We start from the raw sequence: 18,491 nt of genomic DNA on the forward strand, positions 1-18,491 counted from the left end.
CGCCTAACAAAACGGACTCGACAAAAATGGGGGTGATTATACGTCGCTTGAAGGCTAAGCGCATGAGTGGATTGACCCAACCGACTGAGACGCGCCTATAATGGGTGCGTATTTAAAGCCACGCCCCTGTGTCTGGTGGCGCGCATTACTTAGGGAGAAGGACTGTGGAAGCAAGCTCGCCATTTACTTTTGCACTTATCGGCTTGGCCGTAGGGTTCGTCATCGGCTTGGTATGCTATCGGCTCTTTAGCAAAGGTGCGCGAGACGTCGCTTCACTCAAGCAGACACTGCTTGAACGTGAGCACCAGATCGCCGACTTGAAGAAAAACATGAGCAGCCACCTCACGGGCATACAGCAGCGCCTTGAGAACATTCGCCATGAGGCTGATCACCTCGAACAGCACATCGAAGACGAAGCCAAGCAGTGGAAATTACCCAGCGTCAAAACGCCTTCTGAGCCCATTGCGATGCCAGACAGCGACTCAAGCGTTGCCATGCCAAGAGATTACGCCGCTGGCAAAAACGGTACGCTATCGGAAGATTTCGGCTTGAAAGAGAGCAAAGCAACCGACGACGACTCTCCTCAGCCGCCACGCTACTAACCTATTCATGAGCGCATTTTTGCATGACTCAGACGCGACCAGGGCAACGTGTCAGTATCACCCTGGTCTGCACCTGTGCGACAGCTGAAGCCTTTCGCTAGGCGGGGTTATCAATGTCGACGAAGCGATGCTCAACATCGAACTCACTGGCCAGCCACTCGCCGAGCGCTTGCACACCGTAGCGCTCGGTCGCGTGATGGCCTGCTGCCAAGTAATGAATTCCCATTTCACGCGCTAAATGGGTCGTCCGCTCAGAGATCTCTCCTGAAACGAACACCTGCGCACCGGCCTCATAGGCTTCCGTAATCATGTCTTGCGCACCACCGGTACACCATGCGACTCGCTCAATTGGCTTCTGACACGGCGCCTCGACCAGCAGCGGCTCGCGGGCGAGAACACCCGCTACTTGGCGGGCCAACTCGCCAATCGATTGTGGAACCACCAACCGGCCCGACCAGAGCAGCCCCTCTCCCAACTCACCGTCTAGGCATCCCTCGACTTTCCAGCCCATTCGCTTGGCCAACTGCGCGTTATTGCCCATCTCTGTATGAGCATCAAGCGGCAAATGGTAAGCCAGCAAGCTGATATCGTTGGCCAGCAACGTTTTGATCCGACGCTGCTTCATACCGGTGATGGCAACAGGCTCGTTCTTCCAGAAATAGCCATGATGAACGAGCACCATATCGGCCTGCCATGCGACGGCCTCGTCGAGCAGCGCTTGGCAGGCCGTTACCCCCGACATGACGCGACGCACTTGCTCTCGTCCCTCGATTTGCAGGCCATTGACCGTGAAATCTTTGAATTGAGCAGAGCGCAACTGGTGGTCACAGGCAGCGACCAGTTGATCACGATGATTCACGTTCCCTCCTTTTCACAATTAAGTCCAGCCCCGTGAGGCGCAGCGTCATTCGGTGTTACCATAGCGCCATTGTAAAACTCGCTTTACGTTATCGCGAACCTCGCGACCGTTTAGACTGCCACACGCTGAGGAACTTTCGCATGCACCGTTCAGTGCTGCCTTATCTCTGGCCCGTACTTACGGGGCTTCTGCTAGCGGCCGTTATCCTGCTCGCCTTTCCTGAGCAGCTACCCAACCCGTTCCGCCACACGCCCCCCGTGTCGGAGACTCCGCCTGCTAACGTCGAGACTCCGCCCGCATTGGTGCCCACCACTAGCAGTGAATCAAGCGCGAATCGCCCGGCACCGGATATCAGGCAAGCGGCTCCGCTGACCCGACATCAAGGCCCAGCCAGTTACTCCAATGCCGTCAACCAAGCCGCTCCCGCCGTGGTGAACATTTACTCTTCACGCATCGTCGAGCGCGACCAGCACCCGCTAATGTCCGACCCGTTCTTCAACCAGTTTTTTAGTGGCGACGACGCCACCACCCACCAGCGTATGCTGTCGAGCCTCGGATCGGGCGTCATCGTTAGCAATGATGGCTATGTACTGACCAACCATCACGTCATCAACGGCGCCGACCAAATCCAGGTCGCGCTTCGCGACGGTCGCGAAACCCTGGCAGAGGTCATCGGCACCGATCCAGAGAGCGATTTGGCCGTGCTGCGGATCGGTCTAGAAGACTTGCCGGTCATCGAGCTTGCTGACTCGGAGGAGGTCGCCGTCGGCGATGTGGCGCTGGCCATTGGCAACCCCTTTGGCGTGGGGCAGACCGTCACCATGGGCATCATCAGCGCCACTGGACGAAGCCATTTGGGCCTGAACGCTTACGAAGACTTCATTCAGACCGATGCAGCCATTAACCCCGGTAATTCGGGCGGGGCACTGGTCAATCCAGAGGGCGCTCTGGTGGGTATCAATACCGCCATTTTCTCTCGCTCCGGGGGCTCTCAGGGAATTGGTTTTGCGATTCCCGCCAACCTCGCACACAGCATATTGGATGAGCTGGTGACGCGCGGAAGAGTCATTCGGGGATGGCTGGGCATCGAGGCCCAAGCGCTTTCGCGCGAGCTGGCCGCGTCGTTTGGGTTGCGTACGCCCCAGGGCGTCATCGTCGCAGGCGTGGTGAGTGGCGGACCTGCCGCCCAGGCAGGCTTACAGCCAGGCGACGTACTGCTCTCCATCGATGGACAGGTCATTCTGGATGCTAGGGCGACCATGAGCGATATCGCGTCGATCCCACCAGGGACGTCGCTGCCGCTGACGATCGTACGCGGCGGCGAACGCATGGAAATGACCGTTGAGGTAGGCGAGCGTCCCGTGCCGACCAATGCCACATCGGCCGACCGGCAGAGCGGCTCCTAGCGCCGCCCTGCCCGACCGAACTGCTCATCGATTGCGAATGCGATACTCCGCTGAACGGGCATGAGCCGTAAGGTATTCGCCACGCGCCAGTACGGAGGCCACCTTACCCAGCTCGGATGCCCCTTCAGGTGAGCAATGGATGATCGAGGAGCGCTTCTGAAAGTCGTACACGCCTAGCGGGGAGGAGAACCGCGCAGTTCCCGACGTCGGCAGGACGTGGTTCGGGCCTGCACAGTAGTCGCCCAACGCTTCCGACGTGTGTCGCCCCATGAAGATCGCCCCTGCATGGCGAATATCATCCAGCCATGCGCCGGGCTCGGCCACTGACAGCTCGAGATGCTCTGGCGCAATACGATTGATCATCTCGACGGCTTCTGCCTGATCGCGACACAGAATCAATGCACCGCGGCGATTCAGCGACGCGCGTGCAATTGGCTCCCGCTCTAGCGTCGGCAGCAATCGTTCGATGGAACTCGCCACAGCATCCAAATGCTCGGCGTCCCAGCTCACGAGAATGGCTTGCGCATCTTCATCATGCTCTGCCTGAGAAAAGAGATCCATGGCGATCCAATCCGGGTCGGTTTTCCCGTCCGACACCACCATGATTTCCGAAGGCCCCGCAATCATATCGATACCGACCTGCCCAAATACGGCCCGTTTAGCCGTGGCGACGTAGATGTTACCCGGCCCCACGATCTTATCGACACGTGGAACGCTTTGTGTCCCGTAAGCCAGCGCGGCGACGGCTTGAGCGCCGCCAATGGTGAACACGTAGTCCACGCCCGCCAGATGCGCTGCCGCTAATACTAGATCATTCAACACGCCATCGGGCGTAGGTACCACCATGACGATTTCACGCACGCCCGCCACGTGGGCAGGGATAGCATTCATCAATACGGAGGACGGATAGGCAGCCTTCCCACCCGGCACATAAATACCGGCCCGATCGAGCGGCGTGACTTTCTGGCCGAGCACCGTCCCGTCAGCCTCTTCGTATTGCCAGGAGGTCGGTTTTTGCCGCTCGTGGTAGCGCTTGATGCGCTCGGCGGCAGTCGCTAGCGCATCCCGTTGCTCGGCAGGCAATCCATCATACGCTTTTTTTAACTGGTCAGGCGTGAGGCATAGCTGCTCCATGGCGTCGACGGACAAACGGTCAAAACGATTCGTTGCCTCGATGACCGCCTGATCGCCACGCTGTTTGACGTCTGCCAAGATTTCTTCAACACGAGCCTGCACCGCTTTATCAGACACGCCCTCCCAATCCAACAGCGCATCTAGGCGCTGATGAAAAGCCGCATCACGGGTCGATAGGCGGGCAATGGTAGCTGTGGTTGTATCGCTCATGATGAACCTCTTGTCATTCAATAGGCTGCGTCTGACGCGATTTTACGGCGCTTTCCAGACGCGCTAGCAGCGGCTTGATACGGTCGTGCTTCATGGTCATAGCGGCTTTGTTGACCACCAAACGCGTGCTGATGTGGGCAATGAGCTCGCGCGGCTCCATACCATTGGCGCGCAGCGTGTTACCGGTATCGACGATATCGACGATCTCATCGGCCAAATTCATCAGCGGTGCGAGCTCCATGGCACCATAAAGCTTGATGACTTCTGCTTGGATACCCTGCTCTGCGTAGTAGCGACGTGCCACGTTGACGAATTTGGTCGCTACACGGCGTCGCGCTTTGGCGGGCGGCTGCCCCGTCACGCCTGCCGTCATCAGCTTGCACCGCGCAATATCCAGGTCGAGCGGCTCGTAAAGACCTTCCGCGCCGTGCTCCAGCAGCACGTCTTTACCGGCGATACCTACATCCGCCGCGCCTAGCTGCACGTAGGTTGGCACGTCAGTGGCACGAATAATCACCAGTTTGACGTCCGGCAAGTTGGTATCGAACAAAAGCTTGCGGCTTTTACTCAGATCCTCGGCAGGTGTAATGCCCGCATCTGCCAGTAGCGGAAGGGTTTCTTCCAAGATACGCCCTTTCGAGAGGGCCAAAATCAGTTGCTTACTCATGGTCAAAGGCCAGTGTTGTCCGCGTGGCTTAGCCGGGGATACGGCGAATCTTCGCCCCCAGCAGCTGTAATTTTTCCTCGATACACTCATAGCCGCGATCGATGTGATAGATCCGATCGACCAAGGTTTCCCCTTCAGCCATCATGGCAGCAATGACGAGAGACGCTGACGCACGAAGATCCGTCGCCATGACGGGAGCGCCCGAGAGTTTATCAACGCCATTGATCAACGCGGCGTTACCCTCCAGGACGATGTTGGCGCCCATGCGGTTTAGCTCTTGAACATGCATGAAGCGATTCTCGAAGATGGTCTCCACGACCCTTGAATGCCCCTCGGCAACGGCATTCATGGCAACGAACTGGGCCTGCATGTCAGTAGGAAATGCGGGATACGGCGCCGTACGAATATTGACGGCCTTCGGGCGTTTACCGTGCATATCCAATGATATCCAATCGTCGCCACTCTCGATCGTCGCGCCCGCCTCTTCCAATTTGGCAAGCACGGCTTCCAGGATATCGGCTCGCGTACGCTTCACTTTGACGCGCCCACCCGTCATGGCGGCGGCCACTAAAAACGTGCCGGTCTCGATACGATCGGGCATGACATCGTGCTCGCAGCCATGCAGCGACGCAACACCGTCGATGACGATGGTGTCGGTGCCGTGACCTCGAATCTGCGCGCCCATTTTGATCAGGCACTCGGCGAGATCGACGACCTCGGGCTCTCGGGCGGCGTTCTCGAGAACGGTCCGCCCGTCTGCCAGGGTCGCTGCCATCAGCAAGTTTTCCGTGCCGGTCACGGTCACGGTGTCGAAAAAGATCGTAGCGCCTTTTAAACGCCCATCAACACGGGCACGGATATAGCCTGCTTCGACATGGATCTCCGCCCCCATGGCCTCCAGGCCACGCAGGTGCAGATCCACCGGGCGCGAACCAATGGCGCAACCACCAGGCAGCGACACGTCCGCCTTACCGAAGTGCGCCAGCAGCGGCCCTAACACCAAAATGGAGGCGCGCATTTTTTTCACTAGCTCGTAGGGCGCATGGCACTGGGTCACTTGGGAGCCATCAAGCTGAATGCTCAACTTCTCACCCATGACCGGCTCGACGCCCATCCGCCCAAGCAGCTCTAGCGTGGTCGTAATATCTTGAAGATGCGGCAAATTACCGATGACTACCGGCCCATCTGCCAAAAGGCTCGCACATAAAATGGGCAGCGCCGCGTTTTTGGCACCGCTTGCCCACACTTCTCCATCGACCGAGCCATTACCCGTAATAATGAGTTTATCCATGGGGGCGACCGTTACTGAGCGTTTTCCGACGCAGTTTGCCACTGCGTCGGTGTAAACGTTTTGATGCTGATCGCGTGTAGGGCACCCGATGCGATTTCGTCGCTGAGCGCGGCGTAAACGAGCTGCTGGCGCTTAACGGGAGAAAGACCTTCAAAGGCTTCACCAACCGCAATCACCTGAAAATTGCAGCCTTCACCCTGGATGTGAAACTCACACCCATCGATGCGGGATTCAAGCAGTGCTTTTACCTCGTTGGGTTGCATGAGACAGGAAACTCCTTTGGGGTCGTTGAAATAGTGAGTAATGGGCGAACATGATAAAGAAAAGCGGCTCGCTTGGCGATGCCGAGCCGTGCCCACTATAAAGAGAGCAGCCCGGGGGCTGCTCTAGAGATCACGCGATGTCTGCAAAAACGTCTTGTGAAACCAAGGTATCGAGTTCTGCCAAAGACGCCAAACGCTGCAGCGGCGGCGACAGCACGATGGATCGCACCTTGACCTGGAGCGCCTGGCAGGCACGTAGCCACTCAAACAGCACGCTCAGCGCTGCGCTGCTCGCTTTATTGATTTTCGCAAAATCCAGACAGACCTCAGAATGATCGGACTGACGCAGCCACTGAACGCCGCGAGCGGCCACGTCGGCGGCGACACTCATGGTCAAGTCGCCTGCGACCATCAGCGAATCGCCCTGTGCGGACAGCGTCACCTCTGAGCGAGAGAGGAGCGATGTCACGCATCGCCTCCCTGCTCCAGCTCATCGACACCGATTTCAGGCGCCCAACCACGTATGACTGCATCGTAATCGCGGTTATTGTCACGCATGGCTTGATCGAACTGATTACGGAAAGTCAGCCCCAGGTTGATGCCGTTGACGATGACGTTCACTACACGCCACTCACCATCCGACAGACGAAGGCTATAGCTCACTGGGTAGACCTGACCATTGTTTGCCACGACTTCCATATCCACGCTGGCCTGGTCTTCGTAGCGCTGGCCGCGCTGCTGGTTCAGCACACGTAGCTCGTTGTAATCAAACGTCACCAACCCACGCGTGTAAGTATCGATCAGCGTTTGGCGGAACACGTCGGCAAACCGGCTCCGCTGCTCGGGCGTTGCATTGCGGAAATAGCTACCCATGACGCTAGCGCCGATGTAACGAAAATCCGCCACGTCATCGAGGCTCTCGTCGACCAATGCTTTTAGCTCATCGAGGTTATCGGCATAGTACGCTTTCTTACCATCGAGTTGGCTCATAAAGGATTCGACATTGTCACGAACCACTTCTTCGGGGGACTGCGTTTGCGCTTGCGCCATTAGCGGCGCCAGCATCAGCACAGCAGCCAACGCGAAGCGCTGAATAAAAGCAGAATAAAGGTTGAACATCTTCATGACCTCTTGCAGGAAAAAACCGATGGCAATGAGTGACTGACCATCATCCGTTGCTGACCATATTGGATACGAATTGCTGAATAAGTTCTTCCAACACTAGAGCGGACTGTGTGTCGCGAATCACGTCGCCCTCTTCCAACACCTCTGGCGCTCCGCCAACACTCAACCCAATGTACTGTTCACCCAGTAAGCCGGCCGTCAAGATGGCAGCCGTGGTGTCTTGAGACAGCTGCCCTTCGAGCGCACTATCCAGCGTCATCGTTACACGGGCGTCGTACCACTGAGTATCGAGTTCGATGGCCTCTACTCGGCCTACGGTCACACCCGCCATAGTGACCCGAGCACGCGGCTTCAACCCGCCGATGTTGGCAAAATTGGCCTCCAGGCGGAACGTATCGGAGGGGGCCGACAGCGTTAAGCCGCTGACCCGCAAGCCGAGAAATACCAGCCCGACGATGCCAGCCAACATAAATAGGCCAACACCGAACTCCATGGTTTTGCTGCGTTTCATGACATTACTCCACCCTTAAAGACCGCCGAACATCACGGCAGTTAAAACGAAATCCAATCCAAGCACGGCCAGCGAGGAATATACCACCGTGCGGGTGGTGGCTCGGGAGATCCCTTCGGAAGTCGGCACGAGGTCATAGCCTTGAAACACGGCGATCCAGGTTACGACGAGGGCAAAGACCACGCTTTTGATCATACCGTTACCAACATCGTCGAGAAACGACACGCTGGCCTGCATGTTGCTCCAGTACGAGCCCTCGAACACGCCCAGCCACTCGACACCGACCAAGTAGCCGCCCCAAATGCCCACGACACTGAAGCCCACGGTCAATATCGGTAACGCCACGAAACCCGCCCACAGCCTAGGCGCCACCACACGCCGCAGCGGGTCGACGCCAATCATCTCCATACTAGTGAGCTGCTCGGTGGCTTTCATCAGACCGATTTCGGCGGTCAAAGCAGACCCGGCTCGCCCCGCAAACAGCAGCGCAGCCACCACAGGGGCAAGCTCACGCAGCAGTGAGAGCGCCACCATTTGGCCCAGCGCCTGTTCGGCACCAAAATCCACCAAAATGGTGTATCCCTGTAGCGCCAGCACCATGCCAATGAACAGCCCCGACACGAGGACGATGGCCAGCGACAGCACTCCGACGAAGTGCATTTGGCGCATCCAAAGCGACCACCCTTCCCGTGACGGCACGCCTATCGCCGACTGCGCTAGAAACACCGTCGCGCGCCCCAGCGCCTCGACGACATCGCTGCTTTTTCGCCCCAGACGGGCCACGCGCGACGCATATTGTGTCAATTTGCCCTGCATCTACCCTGCCTTTGTGACTGAATCGTGACCGAAGATATCCCGGTGAAGTGGGTCTGCGGGATAGTGAAACGGCACGGGACCGTCTGGCTTGCCGTGCATGAATTGGTTGACGCGAGGATCCTGGTTCGTTTCCAGCGTGCTGGGGGTCCCGTGAGCAACGACTTGACCATCGGCGATCAAGTAGAGGTAATCCGCGATGCTCAGCGTTTCTTTGATGTCATGCGACACTACCACCGAGGTGAGTGACAGCGCCTGATTGAGCCGTTTGATCAGTTGCACCAGCACGCCCATGGAAATAGGATCCTGGCCGACGAATGGCTCGTCGTAGAGTATTAGCTCAGGGTCGAGTGCCACGGCACGCGCCAACGCCACCCGACGCGCCATCCCTCCGGACAGCTCGGCGGGCGTTAGGTGCTTCGCGCCGCGCAGCCCTACCGCCTGAAGCTTCAATAGCACCAGATCGCGAATCATCGCGTCCGGCAGGTCCGTATGAACGCGCAGCGGAAACGCAACGTTTTCAAAAACGTCCAAATCCGAAAACAGGGCACCGCTTTGAAACAGCATGCCCATGCGTTTGCGCAGCGCGAATAGCGCTTTACGTGAGAGCCGATGCACGTCCTGCCCATCGATGAGGATACGTCCACGGTCGGGTGTGAGCTGGCCACCGATGAGCTTCAACAACGTCGTCTTACCGGTACCGCTTGGCCCCATGATGGCCGTCACTTGCCCGCGAGGTATGGTCATGCTGACACCGCGAAAAATTTCGCTCTCACCACGGGAAAAGTAGATGTCTTCGACCTGTATGAAGGGTACATCCGTCATGTGATGTTTGACCTTCCTCGTTGATGCCAGAACGCGTCAGTATAAACCGACAAGCCACAGGGCAGTTTAAAAAACAGTGTTTTCGAAATAGTATCGAACATCATGATCCAACGCTACTCTCAACAGCAGCGACGCTAATAGTGAGCGCACCATCGTTCATGCAATGGAGCCCTCCATACCATCGACGACCTTGTCGTGATTTAGCTAAATAGCGCCGCAAGATGTTATTCTTACCAGCTACCCATTCACATCATGAAAACGAGACATGCCATGGGCCAGCCACTCTCTACACCCAGCCAACTGCGTGAAAGTGCGCTGCGCACGCTGCAAATCGAGCAAGCAGCCATCGGCGGCCTCCAAGCCAAGCTAGACGACCAATTCGACCATGCCTGCCAGCTCATTCTCGCCTGCCAAGGCCGCGTGGTAGTGACCGGCATGGGCAAGTCGGGTCATATTGCAGGCAAACTGGCTGCCACACTGGCAAGCACCGGCACGCCCGCCTTTTTCGTACACCCAGGTGAAGCCAGCCACGGCGATCTCGGTATGATCACCCGTACCGACGTGGTGTTGGCGCTCTCTAACTCCGGCGAAACAGCTGAAGTCACGGCGCTACTCCCTCTGCTTAAAAGGCTTGGCACCCCGCTGGTGAGCATGACTGGACGTCCAGGCTCTACCCTGGCACGCCACGCCGATGCCCATTTGGACAGCGGCGTCGAGCGCGAAGCCTGCCCGCTGGATCTTGCCCCGACAAGCTCGACCACCGCCGCGCTAGCACTGGGGGACGCCCTTGCCGTGGCCTTGCTTGAAGCACGTGGCTTTACAGCGGAAGATTTTGCGCTCTCTCATCCGGGCGGAAGCCTCGGCAAGCGGCTGCTGCTGCGAGTCCGCGATCTCATGCACGACGGCACGCGGCTGCCTCAGGTTGCATTGGGTAGCCCGCTACGCGATGCGCTTTTAGAGATCACACGCCAAGGGCTTGGGTTCACCTGCGTCATCGATAGCGAAGGCCGTTTGGCAGGTGTATATACCGACGGTGACCTGAGACGCACATTGGACCAATTTCATGACTTGCGCGATGTGCGAGTCGACGACGTCATGACGCGCCCAGGCAAACGCATCGGTCCTGACGTGCTAGCAGCCGAAGCGGTACGTATTATGGAAGATAGCCGGATAACCGCGCTGGCCGTCGTCGACGAGCAACAGCGTCCCATCGGCGCGCTACATATGCATGACTTACTGGCCAGCGGTGTGATTTAACTGCGTGATAACGCTTTTTGCCATGGATGTTAAGGAGGCTATATGGCCCTACCCGATGCACTACTCGACCGGCTCCGCCGCGTAAAACTACTTGCGCTAGACGTAGATGGCGTTTTGACGGACGGCCGACTCTACTTTCAAGCCGACGGCATCGAGATCAAAGCGTTTCACACTCAGGATGGGCATGGCTTGAAACTGCTCAAACGCGTTGGCATTCATGTGGCGCTCATCACCGGCCGCGATTCGCCGATGGTCAGCCAGCGCGCTGCGGCACTAGGTATCAGCCATGTGCATCAAGGCTGCGAAGACAAACTCACGACCCTGCGAGCCCTCTGCCAGCGGCTGGATATTACGCTCGAACAAGTCGCTTACTGCGGGGACGACCTGCCAGACTTGGCACCCATCAAGCGCGCAGGCGTTGGCATCACGGTCCCCAATGCACCCGATTATATGCATACCCACGCCGATTGGATCACCGAACGGCTGGGCGGGCACGGCGCGGTGCGTGAAATTTGCGATACGCTGCTCACCTCCCAAGGGCATTGGGATGCCGTACTCGACACCTATCTTCACAGGCACTCATGATGGGCGTAAAGCTCAGAAAACGAGTTTGGGTAACGGCACTGGTCGTCGTCCTGGGCATGCTTTTGGTTTGGCTCGACCCGCGCAGCGCCCAAGAGCGAGATATCGACGAGCAAGCGCGCGCTCAGGAGCCAGGTCATGTATTAGAGAATGCCGAAATCACCCTATTTGGGGAATCGGGGACGATTCAGCAGTCGCTGGTCACTCCCCGGCTAGTGCATACACCTCAAACGGCCATGACAGATGTCGTGTCGCCACGTGCTACGCTGTTCGATAGCGAACAGCGGGAGTGGTTGGCGACCGCGGATACCGGCACCCTGAATACCGATACTCAGGCCTTGACGCTGCGCGGGTCTGCCCGGCTGCTCGCGCCTGAAGAGGGTTGGCAGCTCGATACACAGCAACTCAACTACGATGGCGTGACCCGCCACGCCTGGAGCACTACGCCCGTGCTGTTGCAGCAGCCCCCTCAGCGTATGGAAGCTTCCCGCATGGACGTTTGGCTGGATGACAGCCAGGTCCGCCTGACCAACAACGTGCGCGGCGTGCATCCGCCGGCCACTCGTACCCCCTAGGAGTCGCGATGAATGCCTCTCTCCGCAGCACCCTCTTTGCTTTAACGCTACCGCTGGCGACGGCTGCCATGGCGCAAAGCCAAGCACCCATCGAAGTAGAAGCCGACCGCCTGGACCTCGACCAGCGCGCGGGCACCGCAGTTTACTCAGGTAACGTGGATATTCGTCAAGGCGAAATGCAATTGCGCGGCGAACGCGTCGAGATTCAGCGCAATGATGCAGGGGAACTTTCTCAAGCCATTGCCACGGGTGAGCGTGCCTACTTGCGCAATCGTCTCGACGACCAGGAGACCCCCATGGAAGGTTGGGCACGGCGCATCATCTATCATGTCGCCGAACGCCGCGTGGAGCTGATCGACCAAGCCGAACTGACCCAGCAAGGCGACCGCTTTCAAGGGGGCCGCCTGGAGTACTTCATCGACCAGGAAGTGGTGCAAGCTCGCTCCGACGTGAACGGTAGCGACAACCAGCGCATTCGCATGACCCTTCAGCCGGAACAATAGGGAGCGCCCACACGTGGCAGCATCAACGTCTGCAGATTCCGCACCTGTCAAAACGCTCTACGCCCACCACCTAGCGAAGAGCTACAAACGCCGCCGTGTCGTCAAGGACATCAACCTGGAAATCGCCCAGGGCAGTGTCGTTGGACTGTTGGGCCCCAATGGAGCCGGTAAAACCACCTCGTTTTACATGATCGTCGGACTGGTCAAATCCGATGCGGGCAATGTGGGTATCGACGATCTGGATTTGACCCACGCGCCCATGCACGAACGCGCCATGGCAGGCATTGGGTATCTTCCCCAAGAGGCCTCCATTTTTCGCAAGCTCTCGGTAGCCGATAACATCATGGCCATCCTCGAGACGCGCAAAACGCTCGATCGCAGTGCCAGAGAAGCTCGCCTGGAGTCACTGCTCGAAGATTTTCATATCACCCATATTCGTGACAACCTAGGCATGAGCCTCTCAGGAGGCGAGCGCCGTCGAGTAGAGATCGCGCGGTCGCTGGCCACCGAGCCCGCGTTCATTCTACTCGACGAACCCTTTGCAGGGGTCGACCCTATTTCGGTCGGCGAAATCAAAACCATTATCCGCGCACTCAAAAAACGCCACATCGGCGTCTTGATCACCGACCACAACGTGCGTGAAACCCTGGATATTTGCGATATCGCCTACATCGTTGGCGATGGCCACATCATCGCCAGTGGAAACGCCCAGGAGATTCTCAATAACCAAAAGGTCCGCGACGTCTATCTGGGCGCTGATTTCCGGCTCTAAACCGAGGCCTGACCAAACTTTTCTTTTAGTGGCATGCTTATTGCACTTGCACCTAGCCATAACTCGCTCTAGGGTGGAGCTTTCTGATTAACGAGTGGTTCTCAGATGGTCATGAAAGCTTCTCTCCAATTGCGTATCGGCACACAGCTGACCATGACACCCCAGCTGCAACAGGCCATTGCCCTGCTGCAGCTCTCTACGCTGGACCTCCGTCAAGAAATTCAGCAAGCACTTGACGCCAACCCTATGCTCGAGCAAGAGGACGAGTTTGGGGAACAGGCAGTCAGCGAGCCGCAAGAGGCCGAGTGGTCTGACAGCATTCCCAACGAACTCTCCGTCGACAGCGACTGGTCGGACACCTACCAAGACATGGGCAGTCTGAGCGGTGGTAGCGAAGGACCCGACTTCGAGCGCCAAGCCGCTGGCCAAAGCCTGCATGGCCATTTGCTGTGGCAACTGGCCATGACCGATGTCAGCTCACGGGAATATGCAATTGCGGAGAGCCTGATCGATGCGCTGGACGCCAATGGTTATCTTACCCAGCCGCTCAACGACATTCGTGAAGGGCTCAAAGCACAAGGTCATGACGGCTTGAGCCAACGGGAAGTGGAAAATACCCTACTGCGCTTGCAGCAGTTCGAGCCGACCGGCGTGTTCGCTCGCGACCTGCGCGAATGTCTGATGCTTCAACTTGCTGCGTTGCCGGAAGACACCCCGCTATTGATGCCAGCCAAACGGCTGGTACGACAGTTTTTGGAGGCGCTAGGCAAAGACGATATGCGCCTCCTCAAGCGCCGTTTGAGCCTGGACGATGAACAGCTGGATGACGTCATTCGATTAATTCGCAGCCTCGATCCCCGACCCGGCAGCGCCTACGGCGTGACCGACGATAGCTACATCACTCCCGATCTGGTCGTGCGCCATGACAACGAAGGCTGGCATTTAGAGCTCAACCCGGACGCTCTTCCACGGCTACGCATCCAACCCGACTACGCCAGCTTGATCAAACGCGCCGACAAGAGCCAGGACAACCAGTTCTTGAAAGAGCACCTTCAAGAAGCGCGCTGGCTGATCAAAAGCCTCTCTAGCCGCAATGACACCTTGCTGCGCGTGGGGCGTGAAATCATCGCTCGCCAAATTGGCTTTCTAGAGCACGGCGAAGAGGCCATGAAGCCACTGATCTTGGCCGACATCGCCGAAGCCGTAGAGATGCATGAGTCGACCATCTCACGCGTGACGACACAGAAGTTCATTCATACACCGCGTGGCGTGTTCGAGTTGAAATACTTTTTCTCCAGTCAAGTCAGTGGCCAAGACGGCGGCGACAGCCACTCGAGCACGGCCATTCGCGCACGTATCAAAAAGCTCATTCAAGAGGAGCCCTCAGGCAAACCGCTCTCCGATAGTCGCTTGGTGACGCTTCTCGAAGAGGGCGGAATAAGCGTGGCACGACGTACCGTCGCGAAATATCGCGAGTCGATGGGCATTCCCTCTTCGAGCGAGCGCCGCCGTTTACGCTAGTTAAACGCTTGGTCGTGACAAACTCACCGCAAGGGCTTTGCAATAGCGTAAAAAGGGTTACAATCGAAGTACAGCCCGATGGATAAGGAGCACGTCAATGCAAGTAAACATCACTGGTCATCACGTTGAACTGACTGACGCCTTGCGTGACTACGTTAACGAAAAGCTGGAACGCGTCGAACGACACTACGACAATATCACCACGGTACAAGTGACCTTATCTGTCGAAAAGGAGCGCCAGCAGGCAACGTGCACGCTACATGCCGCCGGTGCTGACCTTCATGCCGAGGCACTCGATAACGATATGTATGCTGCCATCGATGCCCTTGCGGACAAAATCGATCGTCAACTCGTCAAACACAAGGAAAAAGCACAAGCTCGCGCTCAAGGCGCAGGCGTGCGTTAACTCAATGACGTTGGAAACCATTCTCCCCCCGGAGCGCGTGCTTTATGACGTACCCGGGGGCAGCAAAAAGCGGGTGCTGGAGTTTTTCAGCACCTTCATCGCCCAAAACACGCCCAGCCTTGACAGCCAAGAAGTGTTCAGTCGTTTGATTGGGCGCGAGCGTCTTGGCAGCACGGGGATTGGCAACGGTGTTGCCATTCCCCACGCAAGAAGCCCACACTGCAGTGCCCCCATTGCTGGCTTTTTGAAACTGGCGGAACCCGTCGATTTCGATGCCATCGATGGGGACCCGGTCGATCTCGTGTTCGTTTTGCTGGTGCCTGAAGAAGCCGATGACACGCACCTTGCTTTGCTCGGACAAGTCGCGACGATCATGAACGACGCCGATACTCGCCAACAGCTGCGCAAAGCAGGCAGCCAAAAAGAACTGTTGACGCTGATAACGGCCAAGATACGCGAACAAGCTGCGTAACAGATCTACTCCTTCAATTTGTCTTTACTTCTTACGCTCAAACGCCAAGAGAGACGCTATGCAACTGGTGATCATTAGCGGCCGTTCAGGTTCCGGTAAGTCTATCGCCTTACAAGCGCTGGAAGATCTTGGCTATTACGCGATCGATAACTTGCCTGCCATGCTGTTGGGCTCGCTTATCGACGAGTTGCGCGCCCAGGGTGAGCGCACCCGGATTGCCGTCAGTATCGACGCACGCAACTTACCTACTGCGCTGGAGCGTCTGCCAGCGCTACTTGAAGAATTGCGCCACCGGGAAATTCGTTTTCAGGTGATCTACCTGACAACCGATGCGCGTATTTTGCTGGAGCGTTACTCGGCCACCCGCCGTCGTCATCCCCTCACCCGTGATAGCGACATGACGCTGGAAGAAGCGATCAACAAAGAAGAAGAGACGCTGAATGACATTCGCGACCTCGCCGATTTATTGATCGATACGTCTCGACTCTCCGTACACGATCTGCGACGCCGCATTACCGACCAAGTAGCTCATCAGCGCCAGCATCAACTGACGCTCACCTTCGAGTCCTTTGGCTACAAACGCGGCGTTCCGCTGGATGCCGACCTCGTGTTCGACGTACGCTGCTTGCCCAATCCTTATTGGGACCCTACTCTGCGCCAATATACCGGTCGCGACGCCAACATCATCGACTTCTTGAGCGGCTACCCCGTGGTAGAGGCCATGGCAAGCGATATTGAAACGTGGCTGGAGAAGTGGCTACCGGCTTATCAAAATAGCCATCGCAGCTATATGACCGTGGCCATTGGCTGCACGGGCGGCCAACACCGGTCCGTTTATATGATCGAGCAGCTTGCACAGCGGCTCGTCAAACAAACAGGGGAAGTGCAGTTGAGGCATCGCGAGCTAGGGCTGCAGTACACGCTCAGCGAAACGCCGACAACCCAACATACGGCGGCGACGCCCAGTACTCCCTGAGCCCTCCCTAAAACTCCACTCGGCAAAAAGGAACCAGAGTGCCCGAAAGAACGTTGACCCTTACCAATCAGCGCGGCCTTCACGCCCGCGCAGCCACCAAACTGGTTCAGTGTGGCCAGCAGTTCTCTGCCCAGATTCATGTGTACAAGAAGCAGCAAAAAGCGGATGCTGCCAATATCATGTCACTGCTCATGCTCGCCGCGCCCTGCGGTACCGAGCTCACCGTCATTGCAGAAGGGGAAGACGCCGAACGAGCGCTCGATGCTATCGAGGCGCTATTCGACGCTCGGTTTGAAGAAGATCAGTAATCGATGCAGCGTGAACGCTTAGCTGCCCGCCACGGTCATCGCATCCACCAGCCAGCTCCCCGTGTGAATGCTGCCCCGTGTATCCGTGTCATCCCCTACGCCACTCAGCCCGGCAAACATCTTGTTCAGGTTACTGGCGATCGTGAACTCCTCGATTGGGTACTGAACTTCACCGTTTTCAATCCAAAAGCCTGCCGCTCCCCGCGAGTAATCACCGGTCACACCGTTCACCCCCTGCCCCATGAGTTCGGTGACCCAAATACCTTGCCCCATCTGACTCAACAGCTCGGCTCGTGGCGTTAACGGAGCCAGCAGGCGTAAATTGCGCGCGCCACCTGCATTTCCAGTCGAGTGCATACCTAAACGCCGTGCGCTATAAGCAGAAAGCATGTAGCTGGCAACCTGCCCCCGATCGATGAATCGATTATTACGGGTTTGCACGCCCTCGGCATCGAACGGCGAGCTCGCCGTCGCCCCCACTTCCATGGGTCGCTCTTCCAAGCCAAACCAATCGGGAAAAAGCGGCGTTCCCAGACGGTCACACAGAAAAGAGGCTTCTCGGTATAGCGCACCGCCTGCCAAGGCGCTCATTAGATGACCGATCAGGCCGCTGGCTAGCGTAGGGTCGAACAGCACCGGAAAGGTACCGGTCGGTGGCCGACGCGCACCCAGTCGGCGAAGCGTGCGAGTTGCCGCTTCTCGACCGACTTCTTCCGGGCTGCGTAAATGGTGTGGATTACGTGCGGCGGTGTAATCATAGTCGCGTTGCATACCCTGATCGTCCTGGGCGATCAGCATGCATGAGAGCGAGTGATTGCTGCCTTTTTGAGTGCCCAAAAATCCGTGGCTGTTGGCATAAACACGGACACCCTCGCCGCTGGAGAGTGACGCACCCTCCGACTGATGAATCCCCTCCGCGCTGCGTCCAGCCTGCTCGCAGCGAAGGGCCAGGTCGATGGCCTCATCCGTGGTGAGCGTCCACGGGTGGTGGACTTTCAAATCGGGTAGCTCGGTGGCCATCAGCGACGCGTCTGCCAAACCGGCGGCAGGATCTTCTCCGGTATAGCGCGCGATCGCGAGCGCTTTCTCGACCGTTGCGCGAATCGACGCGCTGCTGGCATCGGTAGACGAGGCGCTCCCCTTTCTCTTGCCCACGTATAGCGTTACCGCAATTCCCTGATCGCGCGACAGCTCAACGGTTTCCACCTCGCCTAAACGAACGCTGACGCCCATGCCTTGATCGACGCTGGCACCCACTTCAGCAGCATCTGCACCTAGCTGCTTTGCTAGGGCAAGCGCTTCTTCAGCGCGCTGTGTCAGTAATGCCTGCTGCGCCGATGCATCAAATGCCTGTGCCATGTGGCCTCCTTTTCGCCTGAAACGCGTTGGCGGATCAATGTTGTGGTCACAGCC

General features: G+C 57.6%; 23 protein-coding genes. 12 read left to right on the forward strand and 11 right to left on the reverse strand.

Annotation, left to right across the window (positions count from 1 at the left end; genetic code table 11):
- Nucleotides 1–164: 164 nt before the first annotated feature.
- Nucleotides 165–602, forward strand: coding sequence for a DUF1043 family protein (locus FRH_RS17055; protein WP_281997306.1), 438 nt, complete (start codon nucleotides 165–167; stop codon nucleotides 600–602).
- A 97-nt stretch (nucleotides 603–699) separates the two neighbouring features.
- Here the strand turns inward: FRH_RS17055 and FRH_RS17060 are convergent, their stop codons facing one another.
- Nucleotides 700–1,461, reverse strand: coding sequence for a Nif3-like dinuclear metal center hexameric protein (locus FRH_RS17060; RefSeq protein ID WP_281997307.1), 762 nt, complete (start codon nucleotides 1,459–1,461; stop codon nucleotides 700–702).
- A gap of 140 nt (nucleotides 1,462–1,601) precedes the next feature.
- On the opposite strand from FRH_RS17060, the gene FRH_RS17065 reads away from it, so the two are divergent.
- A complete protein-coding gene (locus FRH_RS17065) occupies nucleotides 1,602–2,867 on the forward strand; it encodes a Do family serine endopeptidase (protein WP_281997308.1) in 1,266 nt (421 codons plus the stop codon).
- A 24-nt stretch (nucleotides 2,868–2,891) separates the two neighbouring features.
- Here FRH_RS17065 and hisD read toward each other — a convergent pair whose 3' ends face one another.
- The 9 genes from hisD to FRH_RS17110 form a co-directional block, all read right to left on the reverse strand.
- Nucleotides 2,892–4,211 carry a histidinol dehydrogenase gene (hisD, locus tag FRH_RS17070; protein WP_281997309.1) on the reverse strand — a complete coding sequence of 440 codons (1,320 nt, stop codon included), beginning with the start codon at nucleotides 4,209–4,211 and terminating at the stop codon, nucleotides 2,892–2,894.
- A gap of 13 nt (nucleotides 4,212–4,224) precedes the next feature.
- Nucleotides 4,225–4,878 carry an ATP phosphoribosyltransferase gene (gene hisG, locus FRH_RS17075; RefSeq protein ID WP_281997310.1) on the reverse strand — a complete coding sequence of 218 codons (654 nt, stop codon included), beginning with the start codon at nucleotides 4,876–4,878 and terminating at the stop codon, nucleotides 4,225–4,227.
- A gap of 28 nt (nucleotides 4,879–4,906) precedes the next feature.
- On the reverse strand, nucleotides 4,907–6,169 hold the full coding sequence (murA, locus tag FRH_RS17080) for a UDP-N-acetylglucosamine 1-carboxyvinyltransferase (RefSeq protein ID WP_281997311.1): 1,263 nt from the start codon (nucleotides 6,167–6,169) through the stop codon (nucleotides 4,907–4,909).
- An 11-nt stretch (nucleotides 6,170–6,180) separates the two neighbouring features.
- Nucleotides 6,181–6,432: a BolA family protein gene (locus FRH_RS17085; RefSeq protein WP_139527170.1), complete on the reverse strand. Its 252-nt coding sequence runs from the start codon at nucleotides 6,430–6,432 to the stop codon at nucleotides 6,181–6,183.
- Between the two features lie 130 nt (nucleotides 6,433–6,562).
- The gene (locus tag FRH_RS17090) at nucleotides 6,563–6,901 is read right to left on the reverse strand and encodes an STAS domain-containing protein (protein WP_139527169.1); all 339 of its coding nucleotides are present in this window, start codon (nucleotides 6,899–6,901) and stop codon (nucleotides 6,563–6,565) included.
- The gene (locus tag FRH_RS17095) at nucleotides 6,898–7,557 is read right to left on the reverse strand and encodes an ABC transporter substrate-binding protein (RefSeq protein ID WP_139527168.1); all 660 of its coding nucleotides are present in this window, start codon (nucleotides 7,555–7,557) and stop codon (nucleotides 6,898–6,900) included. The genes FRH_RS17090 and FRH_RS17095 overlap by 4 nt, the downstream gene beginning before the upstream one ends.
- Nucleotides 7,558–7,600: 43 nt before the next feature.
- Entirely contained in the window at nucleotides 7,601–8,068 is a 468-nt protein-coding gene (gene mlaD, locus FRH_RS17100) for an outer membrane lipid asymmetry maintenance protein MlaD (RefSeq protein WP_139527167.1), read from the reverse strand.
- 15 nt (nucleotides 8,069–8,083) lie between these two features.
- Complete coding sequence (mlaE, locus tag FRH_RS17105) at nucleotides 8,084–8,884, reverse strand: lipid asymmetry maintenance ABC transporter permease subunit MlaE (protein ID WP_281997312.1); 801 nt, start codon at nucleotides 8,882–8,884, stop codon at nucleotides 8,084–8,086.
- Complete coding sequence (locus FRH_RS17110) at nucleotides 8,885–9,706, reverse strand: ATP-binding cassette domain-containing protein (protein WP_281997313.1); 822 nt, start codon at nucleotides 9,704–9,706, stop codon at nucleotides 8,885–8,887. It lies immediately after the preceding gene.
- A 270-nt stretch (nucleotides 9,707–9,976) separates the two neighbouring features.
- Between FRH_RS17110 and FRH_RS17115 the strand changes: the two genes are divergently transcribed.
- The 10 genes from FRH_RS17115 to FRH_RS17160 all read left to right on the forward strand — a co-directional run bounded on the left by FRH_RS17115 (nucleotide 9,977) and on the right by FRH_RS17160 (nucleotide 17,078).
- Complete coding sequence (locus FRH_RS17115; RefSeq protein WP_139527164.1) at nucleotides 9,977–10,963, forward strand: KpsF/GutQ family sugar-phosphate isomerase; 987 nt, start codon at nucleotides 9,977–9,979, stop codon at nucleotides 10,961–10,963.
- A gap of 42 nt (nucleotides 10,964–11,005) precedes the next feature.
- A complete protein-coding gene (locus FRH_RS17120; RefSeq protein ID WP_139527163.1) occupies nucleotides 11,006–11,548 on the forward strand; it encodes an HAD hydrolase family protein in 543 nt (180 codons plus the stop codon).
- Nucleotides 11,548–12,120, forward strand: coding sequence for an LPS export ABC transporter periplasmic protein LptC (gene lptC / locus FRH_RS17125; RefSeq protein ID WP_281998175.1), 573 nt, complete (start codon nucleotides 11,548–11,550; stop codon nucleotides 12,118–12,120). Before FRH_RS17120 ends, lptC begins: the two co-directional genes overlap by 1 nt.
- Before the next feature lie 8 nt (nucleotides 12,121–12,128).
- On the forward strand, nucleotides 12,129–12,623 hold the full coding sequence (gene lptA / locus FRH_RS17130; protein WP_281997314.1) for a lipopolysaccharide transport periplasmic protein LptA: 495 nt from the start codon (nucleotides 12,129–12,131) through the stop codon (nucleotides 12,621–12,623).
- A 13-nt stretch (nucleotides 12,624–12,636) separates the two neighbouring features.
- On the forward strand, nucleotides 12,637–13,395 hold the full coding sequence (gene lptB / locus FRH_RS17135) for an LPS export ABC transporter ATP-binding protein (protein WP_139527160.1): 759 nt from the start codon (nucleotides 12,637–12,639) through the stop codon (nucleotides 13,393–13,395).
- Between the two features lie 105 nt (nucleotides 13,396–13,500).
- Nucleotides 13,501–14,916 carry an RNA polymerase factor sigma-54 gene (locus tag FRH_RS17140; protein WP_139527159.1) on the forward strand — a complete coding sequence of 472 codons (1,416 nt, stop codon included), beginning with the start codon at nucleotides 13,501–13,503 and terminating at the stop codon, nucleotides 14,914–14,916.
- A gap of 97 nt (nucleotides 14,917–15,013) precedes the next feature.
- Nucleotides 15,014–15,322, forward strand: coding sequence for a ribosome-associated translation inhibitor RaiA (gene raiA, locus FRH_RS17145; RefSeq protein WP_281997315.1), 309 nt, complete (start codon nucleotides 15,014–15,016; stop codon nucleotides 15,320–15,322).
- A gap of 4 nt (nucleotides 15,323–15,326) precedes the next feature.
- A complete protein-coding gene (gene ptsN, locus FRH_RS17150) occupies nucleotides 15,327–15,794 on the forward strand; it encodes a PTS IIA-like nitrogen regulatory protein PtsN (RefSeq protein WP_139527158.1) in 468 nt (155 codons plus the stop codon).
- Between the two features lie 58 nt (nucleotides 15,795–15,852).
- A complete protein-coding gene (gene rapZ / locus FRH_RS17155; protein WP_139527157.1) occupies nucleotides 15,853–16,770 on the forward strand; it encodes an RNase adapter RapZ in 918 nt (305 codons plus the stop codon).
- 38 nt (nucleotides 16,771–16,808) lie between these two features.
- Nucleotides 16,809–17,078 carry an HPr family phosphocarrier protein gene (locus FRH_RS17160; RefSeq protein WP_139527156.1) on the forward strand — a complete coding sequence of 90 codons (270 nt, stop codon included), beginning with the start codon at nucleotides 16,809–16,811 and terminating at the stop codon, nucleotides 17,076–17,078.
- Between the two features lie 18 nt (nucleotides 17,079–17,096).
- On the opposite strand, the gene pmbA is transcribed toward FRH_RS17160, so the two are convergent.
- The gene (gene pmbA, locus FRH_RS17165) at nucleotides 17,097–18,437 is read right to left on the reverse strand and encodes a metalloprotease PmbA (RefSeq protein ID WP_281997316.1); all 1,341 of its coding nucleotides are present in this window, start codon (nucleotides 18,435–18,437) and stop codon (nucleotides 17,097–17,099) included.
- Between the last annotated feature and the right edge of the window lie 54 nt (nucleotides 18,438–18,491).

The organism is Halomonas sp. A020 (genome assembly GCF_027943625.1).
Classification (GTDB): domain Bacteria; phylum Pseudomonadota; class Gammaproteobacteria; order Pseudomonadales; family Halomonadaceae; genus Vreelandella; species Vreelandella piezotolerans.

What these genes read in the sequence shown, in the direction of transcription:
- FRH_RS17085 (WP_139527170.1), bottom strand. Translation starts at nt 6,432, where the DNA reads ATGCAACCCAACGAGGTAAAAGCACTGCTTGAATCCCGCATCGATGGG.
- hisG (WP_281997310.1), bottom strand. Translation starts at nt 4,878, where the DNA reads ATGAGTAAGCAACTGATTTTGGCCCTCTCGAAAGGGCGTATCTTGGAA.
- lptA (WP_281997314.1), top strand. Translation starts at nt 12,129, where the DNA reads ATGAATGCCTCTCTCCGCAGCACCCTCTTTGCTTTAACGCTACCGCTG.
- pmbA (WP_281997316.1), bottom strand. Translation starts at nt 18,437, where the DNA reads ATGGCACAGGCATTTGATGCATCGGCGCAGCAGGCATTACTGACACAG.
- mlaD (WP_139527167.1), bottom strand. Translation starts at nt 8,068, where the DNA reads ATGAAACGCAGCAAAACCATGGAGTTCGGTGTTGGCCTATTTATGTTG.
- ptsN (WP_139527158.1), top strand. Translation starts at nt 15,327, where the DNA reads ATGACGTTGGAAACCATTCTCCCCCCGGAGCGCGTGCTTTATGACGTA.
- rapZ (WP_139527157.1), top strand. Translation starts at nt 15,853, where the DNA reads ATGCAACTGGTGATCATTAGCGGCCGTTCAGGTTCCGGTAAGTCTATC.
- FRH_RS17120 (WP_139527163.1), top strand. Translation starts at nt 11,006, where the DNA reads ATGGCCCTACCCGATGCACTACTCGACCGGCTCCGCCGCGTAAAACTA.
- FRH_RS17065 (WP_281997308.1), top strand. Translation starts at nt 1,602, where the DNA reads ATGCACCGTTCAGTGCTGCCTTATCTCTGGCCCGTACTTACGGGGCTT.
- lptC (WP_281998175.1), top strand. Translation starts at nt 11,548, where the DNA reads ATGGGCGTAAAGCTCAGAAAACGAGTTTGGGTAACGGCACTGGTCGTC.
- FRH_RS17140 (WP_139527159.1), top strand. Translation starts at nt 13,501, where the DNA reads ATGGTCATGAAAGCTTCTCTCCAATTGCGTATCGGCACACAGCTGACC.
- mlaE (WP_281997312.1), bottom strand. Translation starts at nt 8,884, where the DNA reads ATGCAGGGCAAATTGACACAATATGCGTCGCGCGTGGCCCGTCTGGGG.
- murA (WP_281997311.1), bottom strand. Translation starts at nt 6,169, where the DNA reads ATGGATAAACTCATTATTACGGGTAATGGCTCGGTCGATGGAGAAGTG.
- FRH_RS17110 (WP_281997313.1), bottom strand. Translation starts at nt 9,706, where the DNA reads ATGACGGATGTACCCTTCATACAGGTCGAAGACATCTACTTTTCCCGT.
- FRH_RS17115 (WP_139527164.1), top strand. Translation starts at nt 9,977, where the DNA reads ATGGGCCAGCCACTCTCTACACCCAGCCAACTGCGTGAAAGTGCGCTG.
- raiA (WP_281997315.1), top strand. Translation starts at nt 15,014, where the DNA reads ATGCAAGTAAACATCACTGGTCATCACGTTGAACTGACTGACGCCTTG.
- hisD (WP_281997309.1), bottom strand. Translation starts at nt 4,211, where the DNA reads ATGAGCGATACAACCACAGCTACCATTGCCCGCCTATCGACCCGTGAT.
- FRH_RS17095 (WP_139527168.1), bottom strand. Translation starts at nt 7,557, where the DNA reads ATGAAGATGTTCAACCTTTATTCTGCTTTTATTCAGCGCTTCGCGTTG.